The sequence below is a fragment of the Paenibacillus catalpae genome (assembly GCF_900112695.1).
GTDB classification, from domain to species: Bacteria; Bacillota; Bacilli; order Paenibacillales; family Paenibacillaceae; genus Pristimantibacillus; species Pristimantibacillus catalpae.
Map to the genome: position 1 here is coordinate 731604 of NZ_FOMT01000001.1, position 23149 is coordinate 754752.

The window sequence follows — 23149 nt, forward strand, 5'->3', positions numbered from 1 at the left end:
TAAACAGGAGGTTAAGATGAAAACGACTACTAAAAAGTTGATGTCACTGGCTGCTGCATTTACGTTGTTTTTCGAAGTGCTGCCCTTGGGGATTAACGCGGTGCCTTCGGCAGCCGCAGCAACGAATAGTATCTCCAATGCTAGTCTTTCTGCCAAGGTTGGTGATTTAGGGCAGATTGAAGAATTATTTATTCAAAATAACCCGACAAACAAAAGCGGAAAACCTATTAATTTTGTTTTGCCCAACAATACGTCGCCGCAAAACGACGTCCAGCACCAATGGATGGGCGAAATGCTGTTTTCTTACCGTACCGGTGACAGCGAGCAATTTCCCAATGACAGGGTTGGCTTTGTAGAAGTTGATACAAACAAAACATTGGCGGCTGGTGGATCAACAAAGTTTACGAACATCAATGCTGCCAATCCATATTTTACGAAGGAGGCTTCATTGGACGGCAAGAAAGTGGAAGTCAACTTTATCGGACAGGATCTTGATTCCGCAGCTGCTCGGGTGATGAAAGGCTTTGACGTGAAGTCCGTATTTGATATGGATACCGAAGATGGTTCGATGCTATGGGAAATTACGGTGAAAAATAAAAGCAGCAAATATATGGAATTCGGTGATATCGGCTTGCCGATGCCTTGGAATAACAAATATCAGTCTGTTTCGGATACCTATGACAACCGCGTTACTGTACATAATTTTGCCGGTGCCGACAGCGGGTATTCCTATGCCATCCGCACGAGCGGCGAAGGGAATTTTATGATGTTTGCCCCAGTGCCTGAAAGCGGCGCACGCATTGAATATGTTGATTATTGGCTGGGTGACGCGGGAGAACTGCGTAACGGTAGTCTTTACTCGAACTGGGTCGGGGATAGCGGCGGCTGGTTCCCGGGGTTGAATGTTCTGTATATCCATTCCAAGGATATACAGAAAACCGGCCGAGGATATTTTACCGATGCCAGCAGCCTAGTCTTGGCTCCAGATGAGCAAAAAACATACAAGTTTAAATTTTCAGCGGTGCGCGCAGGCGACAATAGTCCGCAAGAGAATGCTCAAAGCCCAAATAATGCTTCTACTTCCATGGAAGACCGTGAGGCTAATCTTCGCTCCACCTTGTACAAAGCAGGCATGATTGACGCCGTTGCGTTGCCCGGCTTTCAGGCTGCGATCAATATGCCCGTCAAGCTGGATCTGCATTACGACGACAGCCTCATCGACGTACAGTCCGTAGACATTCAGTCTGTTCATGAGAATGATCCGTTTGATGCAGCGCATATCCCGGATATCAAGGCCGGCCAGACCAGGGACAAAATGGTCAACAATTCCCGCGGCGGACGCGGACTTCCTGACGGGAACCCGGGATATGAAGAATCCGTAGAGTTTGTTGAGACCAAGGTTATTAACGGTGAACAGCATCATATCTATTCACTTAAGTTTGGAAATATCGGCAATAACAGCGTTCGCGTGAATTATAAGCTGAAGGCCGGTACGGAACAAATGGATAAGTTTACGCAGCTTGAATTTAATATTCTTGCCGAGCTTGATCAAACATCGCAAGCTCACTCCGAATTTATGGTAGATAAAACGCAGGATAAAGACCCGAATAGCCCTACCTACGGCATCTACCGCGACTGGTATCTTACAACCGGCCTTGACACCACGACCAGCCATTGGGGAGATGACTGGAGTCACGACAACATCAACTTCATGACGATGAAAAATTACCTCGATCCAAATCCCGATGAAATTCGATCCATTGAAAACTACCTGATCGATTTTATGTGGGAAACTTACATGAAGAATACGCAGAATAGCTTTACGGTTGCGAACTACCTTAAAGACTCGGGTGCTTACACGAATTCAGAAAAACCTTACGTACGGACATTTTCCGAAATTATGGAGTCCACCGGCTATTTCAACATGTACCGGATCCAAAAAGCCTATCCGAATTTGGTAGAGTATCGCGAAACGCCGCAATACTATCTGGAAAAGGCCTACGGCATCTACTATAACCGAGTCTCCAGCGGAGCAGTCGGCTTCTATGGCGAACAGCAGATCCCTGATATGATCGAGGCTCTTAAAGAAGAGGGAATGCTGACGGAATATGAGAACCTGAAAAGGAAGTTCGCCCAAACCAAAGGCCGGAACGTGACAAACGCGGCTTATCCTTACGGGTCGGAATTTGAGTACGACAATACCGGCGAAGAAGGGGCTTATGCTGCTGCCAAGGCGCTGCGCACCTACTATCCTGAAGACGCGCGGGCGGACGCAGCCTTGAAAAGCATGGGAATGGCGGACTTGAAGACTCGCGCAATGAGGGGGATTCAGCCTACCTGGTACTATTATTCCGTACCGGTATTCCGTGCCGGCGAGGGCTGGTGGAATTTCCAATATACCGCGTCCTTGGCGGGATCCATCATGGATGACTGGCTCCGCTATGAGGAAGACGGAAGATCCGGAGATCAGGCTGCTATCGCACAACAGCGAAACTATGCGGCGAAGATTTCAAACTTCAACGCGGTCAATATGGGGCAGATTTCGGCACAGTCTATAGGCGGCATCTCTTGGAGATATAATGCCCAGAAGGGCGGAACGGGTACCAAAAACGTAAACGATGGCGGTACGCGCGTCATGAACAACGGCTGGCAGGACTTTTCCGGCGAATCAGAAGAAGGACTCTATGGCTCGCTATTGCGTATCAGTTCCGATATCGTCACCGATCCTGTATTTGGGCTTTTCGGGTATGGAGCTTCCGTCACTGACGAAGGCGGCACTTACCAGATCACGCCAAAGGACGGTTTTGGCAAGCGTATCAATCTAATCGACGAAAAAATATACCTGGTCTCGGAAAGCGATAAAATGGAAAGCGCGTCGATTCAAAAAGACGGCAAGGCCTTTCAATTGCAACTCTCGAATCTTGCTAGAAGCGAGCATGCTTCAAAGATTACTTTCGATGGGGCAGGAGTAGAGAATGGCTATTATACTATTAAGCTGGATCATCAAGATGCGGGGCAGTTCTATGTGCAGAACAATAAAGGTACGGCTATGTTCCAAATGAGCAATGCTCCAACTGCTGAATTGACCATTGAAAAAGCAGATTCGGGTGATAATCAAGCCCCGAAGGTTACTGCAGAGTTGGCAACGCAAAACCCACAAGCGATGATTCCATTCGTGATGAATGGAATGGTCACCGATGACGGCGCACCAAATGGCGCGTTGACCTACCAATGGGAAGTTGTCAGCACTCCGGAAGGCGGCAAGCTGAGCTTTACCAATCCGAAATCGACAACCACACGGGCAAACGGTACCAAAGAAGGCTCCTATACGGTCAGACTCACCGCTAAAGACGGGCAAGAGAGCGGTTCTAACGAACTGACCTTCACGCTCGCCGCTCCGCCGGAGAAACAGCCTCCAGTCATTGGCGAAGTAACTGCGGTCCAGGATGCTTCGAATAGCAGCATTCTCGTATTATCCGGCAAGGCGACCCCGGATCCGGTGTACAGCGCGGTATTTGAACCCGTATGGACATATGGATGGACGGTTAAGCAAAAGCCGAATGGCGCAGCGGATGTTACTTTTGTTGGTGGCGACAAAGCCAATGCCTATGCCCGCATAAGCAAGGCAGGCACTTATGTGTTTACCTTTACAGCGGCTGATGAAGGCAAGACATCCAGCAAGGATGTAACGATTAATATCTCAAAAGACACCGATGGCTCATACAAGGCACTCAGCGTTGTGACGCAAATAAACACAGCCCCGACTCTTCCTGTACAGATGGATGTTCTGTTTGATGACGGATACAGGCAAAGCGTGATCAAGTGGAATGACGTTGATCCAGCCAGCTATGCGAAAGAAGGTGAATTCGTAGTCGAGGGGAATATCGTGGACAGCGAATTGAAGGTGCATGCCACTGTATATGTCGTGAAAGCACCACCTCAAAACAACGCGCTGACTGCGAGACCTTCAGCCAGTTTCTCCGGTAGTGACGGATATCCCGAGGCGATGAATAACGGTAACGAGCCAAAAAACTCATCGGATTTCTCAGCATCTAGAGGCGCCGCTAACAGCGCATGGCACAACTGGGGAAGAGAAGGAGAACCGGCATGGGTCATGTATCAATGGGATGAACCATTCCTTGCCTCTTCGATGGATGTTTATGTCTTCCGAGACGGCGGCGGGAATTTCCAACCCACGGATATGAAGCTTCAGCTTCGCGATGCGGATGGAAATTGGTACACGCCAAGAGGAGTGTCAGGACTTGGAAATGCATTGAATAAATACAACACGACCACCTTTGAGCCTGCCTATATTACAGGTGCTCGTATTGACATGAAACCTGTCACCGTCGGGATCGGTATTCTGGAATGGAAGGTAAATGGATATACGGGAGGGGCAGACAAGTCGCGGCTGGCACAGGTTCTTAACTTTGCAAATTCATTAAAAGCCGCGAACTTCATTGATCAAGGTCTTGAGCCGATTGCCGCTGCGAAGGCGAACGCTTCCGCTGTGATGAGCAACAAGGAAGCTTCAGAAGAGGACGTTGCTCAGGCCATTGAAAAGCTGCTGACAGACCTGCGGCTCTTGAGTCCGCGCGATAAGAATATGGCGTTTGCAGCTAGTATTTCAGCCAGCTTCACTTCGTCATGGGAGAGTCTTCCAGCGGTTAATGACGGGTTGAAAACTTCTACAAGCAACCCGCATTGGGGTTCGTGGGGAAATACAAGCTCTGAGGAATGGGTGCAATATGATTGGCCGCAGGGCGCAACCATCCAAAGCTCAAATCTGATGTTGTGGACGGATAATGGCGGCATAGAGGCGCCTACAAAGTACGTGTATTCCTACATTCCGCTGAATAGCACAATGAATGAATGGGTAACGGCAGGAACCATTACCACGGGCATCACAGCTCTTACTACTCCGGTGGGTTCCTCAAATTTATATGATTTTGACCCGGCTCTGGAGGTTAAATCTCTGCGTGTTACGATGACAAAGAAAGCCCGAAATGGGAATGGCGTTGGGTTATGGGAATGGGAAGTTTTCCAAGGGGTGGCCCAGGATGACCAGACGCCGCCTGTTACGGCCGCGTCTATCAATCCCGAAGCACCAGACGGCAGCAATGGCTGGTATACGTCGGATGTAACGATGACTTTGAACGCACACGATGATCTCTCGAATGTGGAAAAAACGGAGTACAGACTGGACGCCGGAAACACGTGGATGGTTTATATGGCGCCGATCACATTCCATCAGGACGGCAAGTATACGGTGAATTACCGCTCAACGGATAAGGCTGGCAATGTGGAAGCGGTCAAGTCGATCGATTTCAACCTGGATCAGTCTGCGCCAACCATATCGGTAACTGGCGTGGTGAACGGCACGTATAACGATTCCATGGATATTACACCGCTCCTTACACTGGATGATAACTTGTCCGGAGTTGACGGAAGCAAGACGAAGGTTACGTTAAGTACGAATGGCGTTCAGCAACCTGTGGAGCACGGAGCGAACCTTCCGCTGTATACACTGCCGCTTGGAACTCACACGTTGATCGTATCTGCAAGCGATTTGGCAGGGAATACGAGCAGTCAGACAATCGAATTCCAGATTACGACAAGCATCCAATCCATAAACGATCTAGTATCACGCTTCAAAACGATGGGATGGATTGATAATGAAGGTATAGCCAATAGCCTCCTAAGCAAGCTGAATGCGAACAATTTGTCGGCTTTCGTGAATCAAGTGGAGGCGCAAAGCGGCAAGCATATTACAAGTGAAGCGGCGAATTATCTGATTCGCGACGCTCAAAATTTGCTGTTGTCTCAATAAAACAAGCATTCGTGCATATTACATCCAAAGCCGGTATTAGACTAAATTATTATGTCTATGCCGGCTTTTCCTTAAAGACTTCGTAATTCGCGGCTTTGTTATGTTATGGGATAATGTTATTGTCCAATCAGAATGGCATGAACTTTAACCCATTCCCGAGGTGCAAGCGTGATGTTGTCATGCTATAATGAGTTATCTTGAAGGTTGTAGGAGGTATCCAATTAGACATCATGTGGATCTAATTTCCTGTCGATCATGATTTTCGAAAATGACGATAAGTGATGAGAGCTCAGCGTATGCGCGGAGCGGATTAGGTTACGTGTGTCTATTGGAGACGACTCCTGCCACCTTGATCGATGCCTTTTTGTTGGCGTCTATTTTGGGTGTTTTCACGCTATTCCTATTTCCGCATATCCTTAGCCGCAGGCGCGTCCTGCGGTTTTTTTGAATTCTAAGCGTTTATAAGCTGTGCTAATAAACATGGCTTAGAATTCATCGGATTGAAACGCGCCTCGCCACCAGGGACGGCGGTAGCCGTTTCACCTTGTCATTCGACAATCATAGCCCATGTCAGTTGTTCAACTAAACTAGAAGTGGTGATTGGAATGACATTATTAACATTACGCGGAATTAAAAAAAGCTTCGGCGACACGAATGTGCTCGTGAAAGTTGACGCTGATCTGGCAAGCCGAGAGCGCGTCGGCTTGGTTGGGATGAACGGTGCAGGCAAAACAACGCTGGCCAATCTGATCTTCGGTACGATTCAGCCTGACGAAGGCAAGCTCACATTCCACCAGGATCAACTGCGCATCGGTTATTTGCTGCAGTCGACCTCGTATACCGTTAGTACCTTCAGCAAGATGATGGCTCAGTCAGATGAGTCGCGTGAAACGGAGCAGTTTCTGCAGACTGCGAGTCATCTCGGCTTGCACAAGGTGAAGGAGTGGGACGGAGCGCGTTTATCAGGATTGAGCGGCGGAGAGAAGACGAAGCTGGCTATCGCTCATATTTTGTCGTCGAAGCCGGACATTTTGCTGCTCGATGAACCGACGAATCATTTGGATTTTGACGGCGTCGATTACCTCGTTCAAGAGCTTCAACAGTATAGTGGCACGACAATCGTGATTTCGCATGACCGTTATTTTCTCGATCGAACGGTGAACCGGATTATAGAACTGCAAGATGGCGTGTCGACGTCTTTTCCGGGCAATTACACATTCTATCGGGAGGAGAAATCCCGTCGCTTCCAGAGCCAACTGCATCAGTATGAAGAACAGCAGAAATATGAGCAGAAGATTGAAGCGGAAATCAAACGGCTGAAGAATTGGTCAACAAAAGCGCATCGCGAAGCAGGCAAGGTTGGGAAAATGGCGGAAATGCGTACAGGCGTGAAGGAATTCTACCGCAGCAAAGCCAAAAGCATGGATAAGCAAATCAAATCCCGCATTCACCGTCTGGAAAAGATTGATCTTGAAGGCGTGAAGAAGCCGGGTGAGGAAGCAAAGGTAACCTTTAGCTGGGATCAGCCGGACAAACGCGGCCGACGAATTGTAGAGGCGCAGCGGATTGGCAAGTCATATGGCGGGCGCTCCTTGTTTAAGGACAGCTCCTTCTATTTGCAACGCGGGGAGAAAATCGGCTTGCTTGGACCTAACGGCTGCGGGAAAACGACGCTTATTCAAATGCTGTTAGGCCAAAAAAAGGTCAACTCCGGTCAGCTATGGATTAGTCCGACTGCCAAAGTCGCGTATTTAACGCAGGATGTATCCGATCTCGATCAACAGCGAACTGTCCTAGAACTGCTGCAGGAGAGCCATGAAGTCCGCAGCGATGTTGGGAAAGCGCGAACGATGCTGGCCAATATGGGCTTCGATGCCTCTATGCTGCAGAAGCCGATTGCTCAACTAAGTCTTGGCGAACGTACTCGGATCAAGCTTTCGCAGCTTATGATGCGCGAGCAGGATTTGCTCGTCCTAGATGAGCCGACCAATCATCTCGATTTGGCAAGCCGCGAGCAGCTTGAAGAAACGTTGTCGGATTATTGCGGAACGCTGATTGTGGTCTCGCATGACAGATATCTGATGGATAAGATCTGCACGAAGCTTCTTGTTTTTCAGGGCGGCGGTATTAAGCGGATCGAATCCGGCTACGAAGCGTTTCGCGAGCGGACGCAAAGTATACATGTTGCGAGCGAGTTGAACGAGCAGCAGTTGGAAGAGGAGAAGCTGGTTATCGCGAACCGATTGGCGGTTGTGCTTGGGGAATTAAGCTTGATGAAGTCTACCGACATCCGGTATGCGGAGCTGGACGAAGAGTATAAGCAGCTGCTCGCTCGGAAGAAGTGGCTGAGTACATGAGAAAATAGCGCAAATACGATCCGGATGCTCATATGAAGAACAGTGGCCCGAAAGATAGACACTTAAAAAAGTGCATGTCTTTCGGGCTTTGTGTTTTACTGAGGTGACTCTGCCACTGGCAAGAAGGTATAGATTTCAAGTAGGATTCATTTACTAGATTTTATGCAAATGGTTGAAAAAGTATAAAAATTGGAATAAGATATCCTTAGATTTACTTATTCCTGACGAAATTAGAATTTTGCTAAACGTTTAACTTGGAACCAAAGATAATTTAAGAAGCTGAGTAAAGTAAAACCGAGCCAATTGTACTCCATGCCTTTCGAGTGGTTGAAATATTTAAAAAACAGGTTGAAATAATCGGTTTCGCTCAGTAATTAAAAATGGCACAATATACATGGGCTTGATGTTAAACGTTTAACTCGGAAGCATGAGAACTTAAAACGTTCGAGTCAAACGGTTAGACATATACATTAAAGCAAATTTTGAAGGGAGATCGGGGTCATGAAAACAGGAAGGAAACTTGGGGTAGGTCTTGTCACGGCTGCATTGGCAATGAGTGTCGTAGGTTGCGGAAACAACGGAAACGGAAACAACGCGTCAAACACAGCATCACCCGGAACAGATGCTACCAAAGCACCTGCAACGTCATCTTCCAAGACTGAAAAGGTTAAAATTATCTACTCGATGTGGGGAAGTGCGGAAGAAGGGAGTACCACACAAGCGGTGGCGGATAAATTTAATGCATCCCAAGACAGAATTGAAGTGGAAGTGCAAGCGATTCCATGGGAAAGCTACATGACAAAATTGAATACGCTTGCAACGGCAGATCAGCTGCCCGATACAGGCATGTTAAAAGAGGATGGCGTCATCCAATGGTCCTCTCAAGGCATGCTTAATGATGTAAGTTCTATGTATGAAGGAAGCGACAGCAAGCCGCTTGATAGCCTGGCTTACAAATATCAAGGCAAAACCGTTGCCTATGCTGCTGCAAATGAAATCCTCCTACTCTATTATAACAAAGACATGTTCGACAAAGCGAACGTTCCTTATCCTCCTTCCTCGCTCGATCAAGCATGGACATGGGACGAATTCGTAGAAACAGCCAAAAAATTGACGAACGATAAAAAAGGCAAACATCCTGGTGAGGAAGGCTTCGATTCACAAAGCATCGTTCAATACGGGGCATCCGTGGAGAATCTCCCGTGGCAGCTGGAAACTTGGGCCATCGGTAATGGCGGAGGTTTTTATTCCAATGACGGTACAGAGGTTAGGATTGGAGAAGACGCCAGCATCGAAGGAATCCAGAAAGTGGCTGATCTGTACTTGAAAGATCATGTTGCTCCTTTGTCCGTCGGACAGACCGATGATGGCATTCAACGCACCATTATTGCAGGTACGGTCGCTATGGCAACGAATGGTGCATGGAATGTGGGAACCAGCTTAAATACGGCGAAAGAGGCCGGGCTGAACTATGGCGTAGCTGTACTGCCTTACATGAAGGATAAAGTTACCCTTAATACAGGCGGTGCCAATGTTGTATTCTCTCAATCCAAGCATCCGGAAGAAGCAATGGAATGGCTGAAATGGTACAATTCCGAAGAAAATAACTGGGCACTCATCTCATCGGGCATTTGGATGCCAACGCTGGAGAAGTGGTATAAGGATGAAACGCTAACCCGCAAATGGGTCGAAAATCCAAACTTCCCATCGTACGACGAATACAAGTCTGCCGTAGTCGATTATGCGCAATCTGCTGCTGCAAGACCTGCTTCGTGGTTCTATACGAATAATACGACGGACTTTAACACCTTGCTAGGATCAGTGCTGGGGGATGTATGGACGGGTAAAACGACTGCTAAGGACGCCATCTCCAAAAATCTCGATGCATTGAAAGCCGCACATACAGGCAATCAATAAAAAAGACAGAAGGATGACCGCCATGAACACGCAAGCGGCAGTCATCCTTTAAACATGAGGGGGGAGCGAGAAATGGAAGCTATTAATAAACCGCAAAAGCGCCGTTCCCGTATTTATTCAAGCGAGGCACGCGTAGCTTATATTTGTTTGATTCCAGCCTTCCTGGGATTAATCTTTCTGACGTACTTGCCCCTTTTTGGAGTACTAGGCATCAGTTTGACAAATTGGACTGGCTTGAAAAGCCCCGAATTCATCGGTTTTGATAATTATATCAAGCTATTTACCACGGATCCTTATATTAAAGATTCCATTATCGCGACGATTTATTTTGCGGTTATATCGGTAATCGGCAGTATGATCTATTCCCTATTTATTGCGATGCTGCTGAACCGTAAAATTCCTGCAAGAGGTTTTTTCAGAGCTGTATTCTATGTGCCGTATGTTTTACCTGCTGCAGCGATTTACGTAGGATGGTCTTGGCTTTATGAAGGGAATTTTGGTTTTTTCAACTATCTTCTCTCCGAACTTGGGCTTAAAAAAATTCTCTTTATCGCCGATTCCAGCTATGTCGTTCCTTCGCTATCGTTAATCTCGGTTTGGCTGGCAGGCAATTTGATCGTTATCTTTTTGGCTGGACTTCAAAACGTTCCCATTGTTTATCATGAAGCAGCTGAAATGGATGGCGCGAACGGCTGGCAGCGTTTCCGCCATATTACCTTACCGTGCATGACACCGATTATCTTCTACAACCTGTTGATGAGTTTGATCGCAAACCTTCAAGTCGTTACACCAGCACTTTCTTTAACGAATGGTGGTCCAAGCAATTCCTCCCGATTCATGACTTATCTCATGTATGATCAGGCATTTGTAAATTACAAAATAGGCTATGCCTGCGCAACTACTTTCATTATATTCGTTATTCTTGCGGCCTTTACTGCCGTATTGTTTAAGACGTCGGGCAAATGGATTTATAACGAAGGAGGCGACGACAAATGAGTGTAGCAGCATACGGGGGCAGACTTAGGAGCAAAAAACGCAGGGACCGGATGATAAACATTTTAACTTTTGTCGTCGTTATTGTATTTACCATTCTGGCACTCTTTCCAATATGGTGGATTTTCCGTACGTCTCTCATGACCAATGCCGAGATCTATAAATATCCGCCGTCTCTATTACCCCCAAATTGGCTGTTTTCCAACTATGAGAAGACACTAGAGATATTTAAATTCTGGAAATACCTGTGGAACACGATGGTCATTATCGTTCCCTCCTGTCTGGCAGGAACATTTACGGCTACCTTGTGTGGATATGCTTTTGCAAGGTTAAGATTTCGGGGCAAAAATTTGATCTGGGCACTTTGCGTAGGTTCAATGCTGTTGCCCGCCATGGTTACGCTCATTCCGCTGTACATCGGCTGGACGCGCGGCCTGGGGATTAATGACAGCTATTGGCCATTGATTCTGCCTTATTTTTGTGGTGGCGGCGCCTTTAATATCTTCTTGATCCGTCAATTCATTATGTCCATTCCAAGAGAACTCGATCAAGCGGCAACGATCGACGGTGCCGGGTACTTCCGCATCTTGTTCAGTATAATCATGCCGGCTATCCGACCCGCAATGATTGTCGTCGCGTTGTTTATCTTCATAGGGTTATGGAACGATTTGCTTCAACAGATGATTTACATTAACTCGAGCGATAAATACACGATTGCACTCGGACTAACCAACTTTAGAGGCCAACTAAAAAGTGATTGGTCGCTTACCATGGCCGCCACATGCTTATCTTTTGCTCCAGGTGTCATCTTCTACTTAATTGGTCAAAGGTATTTCGTTGAGGGTATTACTCTAACCGGATTAAAAAATTGAGCGAGAGGAAAACCAAGATCAAATGATCAGTTATTCCACTGCAAAAGAGCAAGGCTGTGAGTTTGAAATGTCGGAAGCAATTCGTTAATTCGGATATTATGATCACGGAAGCAGGGAGCCCTTTGAAGGCCCCCTGCTTTTTATGCTATCACAAAAACTGCCGAGCCAAAGCTCTGCTGTGCACGCCGAAGTCTTTTTTAATTGCTCCGTTTTCTTATTATCCATATGAATCCTCAATGCGCAAAAGGCCATCCCGTAACTGAAATGGCCTTTTCCTCATAATCGTGTCAGCAGGAAAAACTTTACATAACCATTACTTATACTTGTTTTCCCGTTAACATACTACATTTATGTTATTAAATGAATCATATACTAAAGGAGTTGATAGTTTTGAAGTTGAAACGTAAAGCGCTCCCAATGCTGGCAGTAACGGCAATGGCAACCGCGGCCGTAGCCGCTCAGGGTCTTACCGGTGGTTTTGGCGTACCGAAAGCAGCAGCCGAAAAAACGGACATGCAGTGGCTTGCGGGCGATCACCACGTGCACAGTGAATGGAGCGTTGGCTGGGATAACACGACAAATCCTCCGACTCCGATCCGTGGGGGAGACGCGATTTACCCGATCGTGAAAAATGCCGCGATGGCAGACTCGTATGGGCTTGACTGGATGGTTTCAACCGACCATGGCGGTCCGAACCACTCCAAAGTCAACCTGGAGCAAGCATACCCTGAGGTGCTGAAAGCCCGTGACGAGAATCCCGATCTAAAGCTGTTCTACGGCATGGAGTTTGATACGCCTGCCGCTGACCATAGTTCTCTCATCATCCCGAAGTCGGATGCCGAGTCGCAGACGCTCTATGATATCGAAAGCAAATTCAATAAGCGCGATCCGTATCCGTCAGATCCGCAGCGCGATACGGAAACTAACATGATCGACGCGCTGAATTATATGAAAAATTTGGACTTGGCACCTGTATTGTTTGCTAATCACCCTGCGCGTTCGGCAAGCGGTGAAACCAAATGGGGGCAAGATACGCCGCAAGAGTTCCGTAACTGGAACGATACGGCTCCGAACGTATCCGTTGGTATGGAAGGAGCGCCTGGACACCAGGCTGGCGCCATCAATCCTGACGGCTCCATCGACCCGAAAGGCGACCGCGGCGGGTACGGCAACTACGCAACGATGGGCGGTTTCGACCAAATGACAGCAAAGGTTGGAGGTCTGTGGGACTCCATGCTGGGTGAAGGCCGTCATTGGTGGATCACCTCCACGTCGGATTCCCACGTGAACTGGCGAGACGGCGGAAGCGACTTCTGGCCAGGCGAATACTCCAAGACGTACGTCAAGGCCCAGGATACGTACAGCAGCATCCTTGACGGTCTGCGTAACGGCCGCATTTTTGTCACCACGGGCGACCTGATCAATCAGCTCGACGTGACGGCGCAAGCCGCAGGCAAGTCCCCTGCACATGCGCAGTCGAATGGCAACCGCGCATCGATTGGCGAAACACTTAAGATTCCTGGCAACGGCAAAGACGTAACGGTTACTATCACGTTCAAAGACCCGAATGCGAAGAACAACCATGGCGACAATCCGAAAGTGAACAGAGTGGATCTGATCATGGGCGAAGTGACGGGTAAAGTGGAAGATCGTTCCACAGCAGCGAACCCAACGACTAAAGTAGTTGCACGTTTCGATGAGAGCAGCTGGCAGCGCGACGGCGAGACGGTTACGGTTACTTACACGCTGAAGAATGTGAACAAAGACAGTTACATTCGGGTTCGCGGTACAAATACCAACGAACTTGAGCCGATTCTTGATCCGAAAGGCGAAAATCCGTGGTCGGATCTGTGGTTCTACTCGAACCCGATCTTCCTGCAGACGAAGTAAGGTTGCGAGGAAGGGGAGCGTCATGCTCCCCTCCTTATTAATGAAGAAGGGTTGTGTCAGAGAACGTGAGATGTACATGGCTTTTCGTGTTGATATTGCTAATGCTTGTCGTTGCGCCTTCGCTTGCCAGCGCCCACACCAATAATAGCGAAGGATTTTCGTTAATTGAAGTGAAGAACACCAGCATTGATTACCAGCTTCAACTGGATGCGGTCGAACTAAGCCATGCCGTTGGGTTTCAGGTAGATGAACAGGCTAGCGCGGTTCCCGAAAAGCTCAAATCCATAATCAGCGAAAATAAGGTTCCGATTGAGGAATATTTGAATACACACATCCTGATGTATGCGGACAGTATGCCTGTTAATGGAACTGTTACTACAATCGGCATAACGAAGATAAACGAAAAGCTCTTTGCGAATCTTTCCATTTCGTATGCTATAAAAAAGGCGCCAGAAAATCTGATTGTCAAATACAATATCATCTTTGAAAGCGACCCGAGTCATGCCAATATGGCGAAAGTAATCATGAATGGGAAGCAGCAGGAATTCATCTTCACCTATGAAGTCAGGGAGCTTAATATCGGTGAAATGAGCGCTTTCACGAAGATTAAGCAGTTCTTCGTGCTTGGCTTAAAACACATCTTTACAGGCTATGACCATATTTTGTTTGTAATCAGCCTGTTGATTGGCGCGATGACGGTCCGTCATATCTTGTCCCTTGTCACCGCCTTTACCATTGCGCATAGCCTGACGCTTGCTCTTGCGACACTCGACATCGTGCAGCTTCCCGGTAAACTTGTGGAGTCGGCGATTGCGCTCAGCATTGTGTACGTGGCGCTTAAGAACATTTTCACCCCTGAATCCAAACATGCTCCTTGGATCGCATTTGCATTTGGACTCATTCACGGATTTGGATTTGCAGGCATTCTATCAGAACTCCATTTAGGCAAAAGCCATTTGGCCGCGGCGCTTGTATCGTTTAATTTGGGGATTGAAGCGGGACAGCTCCTAATCGTTACCCTTGTATTCCCGATTCTTCTCTACCTCAGTAAGAACCTCGTGCGAATTAATAAATGGGTGACGCCGAGCATCTCAACGGCCGTGCTTTTGTTTGGATTTGTGTGGTTTATCGAACGTGCATTCTAGACAATTATTTCAGTTAAGACATACGAATATCACTAAGATTAAAGCCCATAAGTCATTATTATAGCTAAATTGAGGGGAACTCATTATAGCGGCTAACAATTCGGTGATTGGGTGCAGGATTCGAGAGGATGAATGCCTCGATCTCTATTTTGCTTGGAATGCTGTCTTGAGCCCCTGATTTTGCGACAGCTAATGCTGCTGCTGCGGATGCGAATTTTACTCCTTCACTGAGTGTTTGACCACTCATCCATGCCGAAGCGAATGCGCCAATAAAGGTATCGCCGGCAGCAGTGGTATCAACCGCCTGGACAGAATAGGCCTCGAGGTAAGTAATTTGCTTAAATTCATCAACAAATAATAAACCTTTGCTGCCCATCGTCAAGATAACACGGCGAATACCGCTATGCAGAAGTTGATAAACAGCCTGAATGGCATCATTTTCGCTCGAAATAGATACAGCGGTCAATATTTCCGCTTCTGATTCATTGAGAATTAAAGTATGAATAAGCGGGAATAAGTCATTTGGCATAACAAAGGCAGGTGCGGGATTCAGCCAGACCGGAATTCCGTACTCATTCGCTGTTTGGAGGATAGCTCGAGTCACTTCCCATGGGATTTCATTCTGAAGTAAAATCAATCCGGCATCGATCCACATTTGATCAGGGAGATCCTGATCGGACAAGAGTTTATTAGCTCCTGGGGACAGGACAATATAATTCTCTCCCTCGCTGTTTACCGTAATGAAAGCTAGACCCGATCCGCCGTCTTTTGGAAGGACGTAATCTATTCCTACGTCCTTGTCCTGCAAGGAGTGCAGCAAGGTTGCTCTGAAAGCATCCTTGCCGACTGCTCCTACCATTTGGACTCTGGAACAAGCCATGGCTGCAGCTACAGCCTGATTAGCTCCTTTCCCGCCTGGGTGATATTGTGTATGCAGTCCTTCAACCGTTTGACCTGGAAGGGGGAACTGATCAAGCTTGTTTACAATGTCCATATTTATACTGCCTGCCACATAAATAGATTTCATAGTGAAAATCGTTCCTCTCGCTTTATAATTTAATCGCCATTATAAGGCTTGGTTCTTTCTAGTGGTATGCACTTTGATGATTTCACAAGAAATGAGAATGAGTCGCATATTTTGGGAAGAAATTCAGTCCGTTCTCCAATAGACTTGAAGCAAGATATAAATACACTATTGGAGGTAAAAAGATGGCTGGATGGGCTAGTCTTAAAGATTTATTGATCGCGGAAGTGAAGCAGCGAAGCGACGAAGGATGCTTGGTGGATGGGTTCCTGGCACGAATTGAAGCATCCGGTGACAGTCAATCGGAGCTAATGAAGATTTATGAACAATTATGTGCTTTGGAGCCAAAGCATCCAAATAAAGAGGAACCTGATGAATTGGAGGAAATCCGGCGGCTTCGTCCGAACGGTCCCCGCCAATTGGACAAAGAGCTCAGTCATGAACAATGGTCAGATAAGTTCTATGGCGCATGGCTCGGGAGAGCTATTGGCTGTGCGTTAGGAAAACCGCTCGAGTGGCCTAATTTCATGGCGGGCTCGCATGGGAGAGCAGGCTGGGAGAACGTGCACTTATGGTTCAAGGGAGCAGATGCTTGGCCGATTAACGGTTATACCCCGGGCCACTCCACAGCGAAGGATGAATTTGGGATCGAGCTCGCTTCCTGGGGCTCTGCGAGTACAAGAGAACGTATTTCCTACATGGAAACGGATGATGATATTCGTTATACCGTGCTTGGTTTAATGATGCTTGAAAGAAAAGGCCATGATTGGGATTCCTGGGACATAGGCAAGCTTTGGCATGAGGTCTTGTCCTATAATCAGGTTTGTACGGCTGAAACACAGTCCTATCTGAATTTCGCCCAAGTTACGTGTCATTATGGGGAACAAGGCAGGCCGGCCGATTGGAAGCAGAAGAGAAATTGGGTGCGCACTTATTTGAATCCCTATCGTGAATTTATCGGCGCGCAAATTCGCGCAGACGGCTTCGCCTATGGAGCGGCAGGCCAGCCAGAGCTGGCAGCTGATTTCGCATGGCGGGATGCTTCCTTCTCGCATGTTCGTAACGGAATTTATGGTGAAATGTTCGTGGCTGCCATGATCGCGGCCGCGTTTGTGGAATCAGATCCGTTAAGAATTGTAGAGATCGGGCTAAGCGAGATCCCTGCAAACTGCCGTCTGGCACAGGATATTCATAAAGCTGTAGAAATTGCTCGAAGTACAGAAGACCAGCTCGCTTTAGTTGAGCAGATTTGGAATGCCTTTAAGCATTACGATCCCGTGCATACGAATAATAATGCTGCCTTGGTAGCAGCATCCCTCGTATTTGCTAAAGGAGATTTTAATAAGGCTATCTCTACATCGGTGCTGGGAGGGTGGGATACCGATTGCAATGGAGCCACGGTAGGTTCCATCATGGGTGCCTCGCTTGGTGCCAAGCAATTGCCAAGCCATTGGGTTGAACCTCTCCACGATACTTTGTATTCGGCCGTTATTGGCTTTCACCCGATTGCGATTTCGGAGTGTGCGCGAAGAAGTCATAACGTTTATTTGAAATTGAAAGAGCAGCAGTAAACATGCCATTAACGCGATAAGGATTAACGTCCAAATGAGGAGCATTATTCCCCATTCGGGCGTTTTTCAGTTACAATGAATAAAAAGCTGATTCTTATCTTAGGAAGGTATGGCACATGATACTGCATATTACATACGAGGATAATGAACTTCCCATTAATAGTTTCAAATGGACGCCGAGCTTCGAGCTGGAGACTCAGCATCATCATCAAAGCTTTGAGATGGGCTTATGTCTTTCGGGGAGCGGGCAGTTTTATTTTGGGGGCACCGTTTATCCCGTAGTCCCAGGCGATATTTTTGTTGTGAATATACTGGAGAATCATATCGCCCAATCGGATCAGGGCTCACCATGTGAGTTTGTATTCCTTAACTTTGATTCGGGGCTGCTTGCCAAGGAAGAGCCCGAACTTATGGTGCCTTTTCGCTATTATCCGTTTCATTTTCAGAACCGGTTACACGGTAATACCGATAGTATGGAACGTCTGCGGTCGATGATAAAGCAGATTTATGTGGAGAAGGAAGAGCGTGCTCCTGGTTATCGAACGGCGGTCAAAAGCCTGCTGATGACGATATGCGTGGAGCTTCTCCGAATGTCCAAGGACGAAATCAGCAGTACGACATGGCTGGATGGCATGCGAAACTATGAGCATATCAGGCCGGTGCTGCAATATATGGATCAGCATTACCAAAGGGAAATCAGCTTATCTCAATTAGCTTCGTTATTTCATATCAGTCAGTCGCATTTATCACGATTAATATTGGAAGCAACAGGGAGAAAGTTTAAAATTTATATGTCTACGCTTCGTATACAACACGCTAAGCGATTATTAGCGACGACTGTTATGCCGGTTACTGAAATATGCTACGAATGCGGGTTCCAAAGCATGGCAACCTTTTATCGCAATTTCAAACAATTTGTAGAAATGTCACCTGAAGATTATAGACGCGTCATGCTGACGATAGTGTAAGGGTAACAGACAAACAGCCGCAGAAGATTAACTCCTGCGGCTGTTTGTTATGACTGTATCCTTAATTAGGTTATGCTGCCCGATGCATCCCGGTACTCCTGCGGTGTCATTCCGAAAAATTTCTTGAACAGCTTGATGAAATAGGGCGGGTTCTGATAGCCGATTTTGCTGCAGATCTGATAAATGCGATCGTCCGTCTGTTTGAGTAAATAAGCTGCTTTCTCCATCTTGAGGCGGATAATGTATTCGCTGATGTTCTCACCTGTTTCGGTTTTGAAAATTTTGGACAAGTAAACCGGATGCATGTGGATATGATCGGCAATCTTCTGAAGCGTTACATCCTCTGCAAGGTTGGCATTAATGTAGCGCTGGATCTGCTGAATTGAGCTGTTTTTGGCTGTTGCCATCGATTGATTCATGTCCTCATAGAACAGCCCCACAACCTGAAGTGCCCATTCCTTTAACTGCTTTACACTTAGAAATGGCTTATGGGAAACGAAGGGCTCATAAGCAGCACCCAGAAGCTCTTCAAGCAACTTGCCGTTTTTGTGAGCGGCATAAGCAAAAGCAGCGCCGAGTTGGAAAAATACTTCCGTCAGCTGTTCATGGGAATCCAGGCCGTTAGACTCCATCTCGCTTGTAATGGCTTCAAGCTTGGACAGGGTCATATCTCTTTGTCCCATATCCAGGATCTGCATCATGGTTGGAGTCTCGTATAAACTATTGATGGATCGCATAGCGGTACCCGTAGTCAGGTTATCTCCTGTGGTCATGAACATATCTTGATCATTGCCGACGCTTCGGCGAATCGTTGTCACGCAGGCTTGATACAGGCCCGATACGTCTGTGGCCAATATCCCCCATGAGCTTATGACAACGGAGATTTTTCCTTTAAGAAAAGTCCGTACGTTTTCCTGCAGCTTCAGCATCGTTTGTTCCAATAGTCGGGATAACTGCGCTTCCGGATCAGGATAAGCAGCTAATTTCTCGGCCTTGCTTGCTTTCATTTTGATGAGAAGCACCAGGTAGTCATACGAATCTTTTCCTGCTACGAGATCAAAATGTGCGCCGAAGGTTTCTTCCGCAATGTTAAAGATGGCATATTCGAAAAGGGCCAGACTGCTGGAATCAAACTTGGAGAAACCGTCTTCCAGCCGAAGGACTGCTATGGCAATGGAGTCTTCCCCTTGCATAGGAATATGCAGCATCTCCAGCTTGGACTGAAGCTCTTCGCTGCCAAAGCGCTTGCCCTTGATCAGATCGTTAAGCAGGTTCGCCCGTAGAAGAGGGGCTTGTTCTTTCAAGGCAGCAAATACTTTTTTCTGGGTCAAAAGCTCTGCCCACTCCGCGGTCAACAGATCTTTCATTCGAGCAACGGCCTGTATGATCTCTTCGTCGCTTGCCGGTTTAATTAAATATTCCGTGACCTGTGAGGACATCGCTTGCTTGGCATAATTAAAATCCGCATATCCGGAATGGACGATGCATTTCAGCCGGGAATTGGCTTCCCGAATCGTTTCGATCAATTCGAGCCCGCTCAGCTCGGGCATGCGAATATCGGTAATGACGATGTCTATAACATGCGTATTGATGACTTGAAGAGCTTCCTTGCCCGAATATGCCCGGTAGACCTGCTCGATTCCGATCTCTTCCCAATTAATAGTCTCAGCCAGAGAATCGACAACCAGATGCTCGTCATCAACAATGAGTAATTGATACATAACTAGCCCTCCATATTTTTAATTGGCCATATAAGCGATATTTTCAAGCCGCCCAACGCGGCTTCTTCCATTTCTATACGTGCATCCGGGCCGTAGTGAAGGAGCAGACGCTGTGCAACATTCCACAGCCCGCATAAGTTGTCTTCATTGCTTGCTTTCATAATGCGATGCAGGAGAGCAGCACGTTTGTCCAGGGCAAGCCCAACCCCATTATCTTCTACAGACAACCGGTAGAATCCGTCTTCCTGGCAGCCGTTCACCCGAATCCAGCCTGCTTGTGACAGGGGAGCTAGCCCATGTATGATGGCGTTCTCAACCAAAGGCTGCAGGATGAGCCGCGGTACTTCAAGTGCTCGCATATTGTCGGAACAATCGATCTCATAGTTCATTTTGTGCATGCGCAGCTTATGGATCTCCAGGTAATTGCGGATAAGTTCCAGCTCTTCTTGAAGGGTGGACGTAGGATTCTCCAGACGAGTTGCATAGCGGTAATAGGCGCCAAGATTCAGCGTCATGGAGATGACCGCAGCTTCGTTGCCCATCTTTGCGCTGTATTGAATAAAGTTCAGGCTGTTGTACAGAAAATGCGGATCAATCTGCGATTGCAGATGCTTGAGCGTAGCTTCCTGCAGACGGATTCGTGATTCATAGACCGTTTCAATTAACTCCTTAATCTGGTGAGCCATCGTGTTGAACTGGTTGATCAGGAACTGGAATTCATTTTTAGGCGTGTAAGTAATTTGTACATTATAATCACCTCGCGTGATGGAACGAACGCTGGAGACTAGCTTCAGGATCGGTTTTTGCACATTGCGGTAAATGAGGAAGGACAACGTTAAGGCTAGTCCGATCAAGATGGCCAATGAAACCATAAAAATTTTGCTGGATCGGGAGATCGGCGCCAATACATCATTTAAGGGCAGAAAATCCACCAAATACCAATTGAGAGAATGGGATAACTGATAGGTAACAATATATTTTTTTCCATTCATTTGAACGGTTTCGTTGCCTGACTCTTTCAATTTGGATTCATTCAAATGTCTCAGCAGAATAGCGATTTGCGGCTTTTCCGAATAACTGTTCATAATGGGGGCAATTCCCGGCTTAAATAGAAACGGGTCATGAATACTGCCATTACTTTTAAAGGTGTCCAGCATTTTGATAATGTTTTGCGTCGGGAAAGAAATCTCGGTCAACAAGCGGTAGGAGGATACAGCCTTATTCTCCATTAAATTAGGCTCTACGAAATATCTTAAAAAATAAGGCGAGCTCCCGTACCGGTAATCCGGGGACGTATAGGTCCATTCCGTACTCAGATGTTTTTGAAGAAAGGATTCATTATAGGCGATATTTCCCGTATTGGAAATAGCCTCCTTGGCACTGGGAGAATAAACGGCAATTTGATTATCCCATGCCATCGAAGAGCTGTTGAGCTTCAGCTTCTCCTGTATATTCGATACGATTAAAAACTTGTCGTAAGGAAAATGAACCTCTTCATAATTAAGGTAAGACCTTACGGCGCTATCCCGTTCCATAATAAGAGCAAACGTGGACAGCTGATCAACCATTGTATCCATTTGATTGGTTAATAGCTGCATATTAGAGGAGCTTGATTTTAGAATCTCCTTCCGAACGACCGTATTGCTTGTTTGATTCGTGTAAAAGTTGAGGGCAAGCAGCGGCAGGAGTATACCGATCAGAATAAAGTTAAACTTGGCAAAGGTGCTGAATCGAAGTGGCATGGATACCTCCCGAGTACAATTAAATGATTGGTTCATTCGACATAGGCTTATCATATCGGGAAACTTGTGCAGATGGAAGAGCAAGGCATGCAGGCGGGAACGAATGATGCAAAGTGATTAAGAAAACATATCGAATCTTAAATTCGTCTTCTATCAGCCGGAAAATGAGGATGATAAGATTTAAACGTAGACAGACGATACGACATAAAGGAGCGAAAACAATGCTCGGAAGAAAAGGCATATTGTATGCGATGTTGCTGCCTGGCATCCTATTAACTTTCATTTTTCACTACTTGCCGATGATTGGACTGGTTATATCCTTTCAGAATTTCAAGCCTTGGTTGGGAATTACGGGTTCTGAATGGGTAGGTTGGGAAAACTTCCAAACCGTCTTTGAACGGGAAGACAGTCTGCAGGTAATCTGGAACACCTTATTTATAGCATGTGTCAAAATTATAGTGAACTTGGTAGTTCCTGTCGTGTTTGCTTTGCTCCTCAATGAGGTGAGACAAGCTCGGTTCAAGAAGACGATTCAAACCCTGGTGTACCTGCCGCACTTTTTATCCTGGGTTATCCTGGGCGGGATCGTCATTGATATCTTATCGTCAAAAGGCATTGTGAACACTGTCATCCTGCCGACATTTGGAATTGATCCGATTCTCTTTATGGCTGACGGCAACTGGTTCCGATTTGTTGTCATCGCCACGGACTCATGGAAGGAATTCGGCTTCGCCACCATCGTCTTCCTGGCTGCGCTTGCCGGCATTGATCCGTCGCTGTATGAAGCAGCCGAAGTGGACGGAGCAGGGCGCTGGAAGATGACCTGGCATGTAACGCTGCCGGCTCTTGTGCCTATCGTGATCGTGGTAGCCACATTGGCAATGGGGAATGTACTTAACGCCGGTTTTGACCAAATCTTTAATCTCTACAATCCGCTAGTGTATGAGAAAGGCGATATAATCGATACTTTCGTTTACCGGGTAGGCCTTCTCAGCAGTCAATTCGGCCTCGCAACCGCTATAGGATTATTCAAATCTTTAATAGGTTTCATCATGATCATCGCGGCCTATCAGCTAGCATCCCGATTCGCGAATTACCGCATCTTCTAGGAGGCAGACT

General features: G+C 46.9%; 13 protein-coding genes. 10 read left to right on the forward strand and 3 right to left on the reverse strand.

Translation table 11 applies throughout. The features are described 5' to 3' along the window. Positions 1-16: 16 nt before the first annotated feature. The 7 genes from BM200_RS02925 (at position 17) to BM200_RS02955 (ending at position 15004) form a co-directional block, all read left to right on the forward strand. Positions 17-5830: a DUF5695 domain-containing protein gene (locus tag BM200_RS02925; RefSeq protein WP_175532713.1), complete on the forward strand. Its 5814-nt coding sequence runs from the start codon at positions 17-19 to the stop codon at positions 5828-5830. A 605-nt stretch (positions 5831-6435) separates the two neighbouring features. Then, positions 6436-8187, forward strand: a complete 1752-nt coding sequence (gene abc-f / locus BM200_RS02930) for a ribosomal protection-like ABC-F family protein (protein WP_091181148.1) — start codon at positions 6436-6438, stop codon at positions 8185-8187. Positions 8188-8688: 501 nt separating this feature from the next. Next, a complete protein-coding gene (locus BM200_RS02935) occupies positions 8689-10104 on the forward strand; it encodes an ABC transporter substrate-binding protein (RefSeq protein ID WP_091181151.1) in 1416 nt (471 codons plus the stop codon). Between the two features lie 72 nt (positions 10105-10176). Continuing rightward, the gene (locus BM200_RS02940) at positions 10177-11100 is read left to right on the forward strand and encodes a carbohydrate ABC transporter permease (protein ID WP_091181152.1); all 924 of its coding nucleotides are present in this window, start codon (positions 10177-10179) and stop codon (positions 11098-11100) included. Beyond that, positions 11097-11969 (forward strand): carbohydrate ABC transporter permease, encoded by an 873-nt coding sequence (locus BM200_RS02945; protein ID WP_091181155.1) that lies wholly within the window; start codon positions 11097-11099, stop codon positions 11967-11969. Before BM200_RS02940 ends, BM200_RS02945 begins: the two co-directional genes overlap by 4 nt. 390 nt (positions 11970-12359) lie before the next feature. After that, positions 12360-13859: a CehA/McbA family metallohydrolase domain-containing protein gene (locus BM200_RS02950; protein WP_245772867.1), complete on the forward strand. Its 1500-nt coding sequence runs from the start codon at positions 12360-12362 to the stop codon at positions 13857-13859. Between the two features lie 86 nt (positions 13860-13945). After that, positions 13946-15004, forward strand: a complete 1059-nt coding sequence (locus tag BM200_RS02955) for a HupE/UreJ family protein (RefSeq protein WP_245772868.1) — start codon at positions 13946-13948, stop codon at positions 15002-15004. Between the two features lie 64 nt (positions 15005-15068). On the opposite strand, the gene rbsK is transcribed toward BM200_RS02955, so the two are convergent. Continuing rightward, a complete protein-coding gene (gene rbsK, locus BM200_RS02960) occupies positions 15069-16031 on the reverse strand; it encodes a ribokinase (RefSeq protein WP_091181164.1) in 963 nt (320 codons plus the stop codon). A 182-nt stretch (positions 16032-16213) separates the two neighbouring features. Between rbsK and BM200_RS02965 the strand changes: the two genes are divergently transcribed. Together BM200_RS02965 and BM200_RS02970 are read left to right on the forward strand one after the other, a co-directional pair. Next, positions 16214-17599 carry an ADP-ribosylglycohydrolase family protein gene (locus BM200_RS02965; RefSeq protein WP_091181166.1) on the forward strand — a complete coding sequence of 462 codons (1386 nt, stop codon included), beginning with the start codon at positions 16214-16216 and terminating at the stop codon, positions 17597-17599. A gap of 116 nt (positions 17600-17715) precedes the next feature. Further along, positions 17716-18567 carry an AraC family transcriptional regulator gene (locus BM200_RS02970; RefSeq protein WP_091181168.1) on the forward strand — a complete coding sequence of 284 codons (852 nt, stop codon included), beginning with the start codon at positions 17716-17718 and terminating at the stop codon, positions 18565-18567. A 65-nt stretch (positions 18568-18632) separates the two neighbouring features. Here BM200_RS02970 and BM200_RS02975 read toward each other — a convergent pair whose 3' ends face one another. Continuing rightward, positions 18633-20288, reverse strand: a complete 1656-nt coding sequence (locus BM200_RS02975; protein ID WP_091181170.1) for a response regulator transcription factor — start codon at positions 20286-20288, stop codon at positions 18633-18635. A 2-nt stretch (positions 20289-20290) separates the two neighbouring features. Further along, on the reverse strand, positions 20291-22030 hold the full coding sequence (locus BM200_RS02980) for a sensor histidine kinase (RefSeq protein ID WP_091181173.1): 1740 nt from the start codon (positions 22028-22030) through the stop codon (positions 20291-20293). A 221-nt stretch (positions 22031-22251) separates the two neighbouring features. Between BM200_RS02980 and BM200_RS02985 the strand changes: the two genes are divergently transcribed. Beyond that, positions 22252-23139, forward strand: a complete 888-nt coding sequence (locus BM200_RS02985) for an ABC transporter permease (RefSeq protein WP_091181175.1) — start codon at positions 22252-22254, stop codon at positions 23137-23139. Positions 23140-23149: the final 10 nt, after the last annotated feature.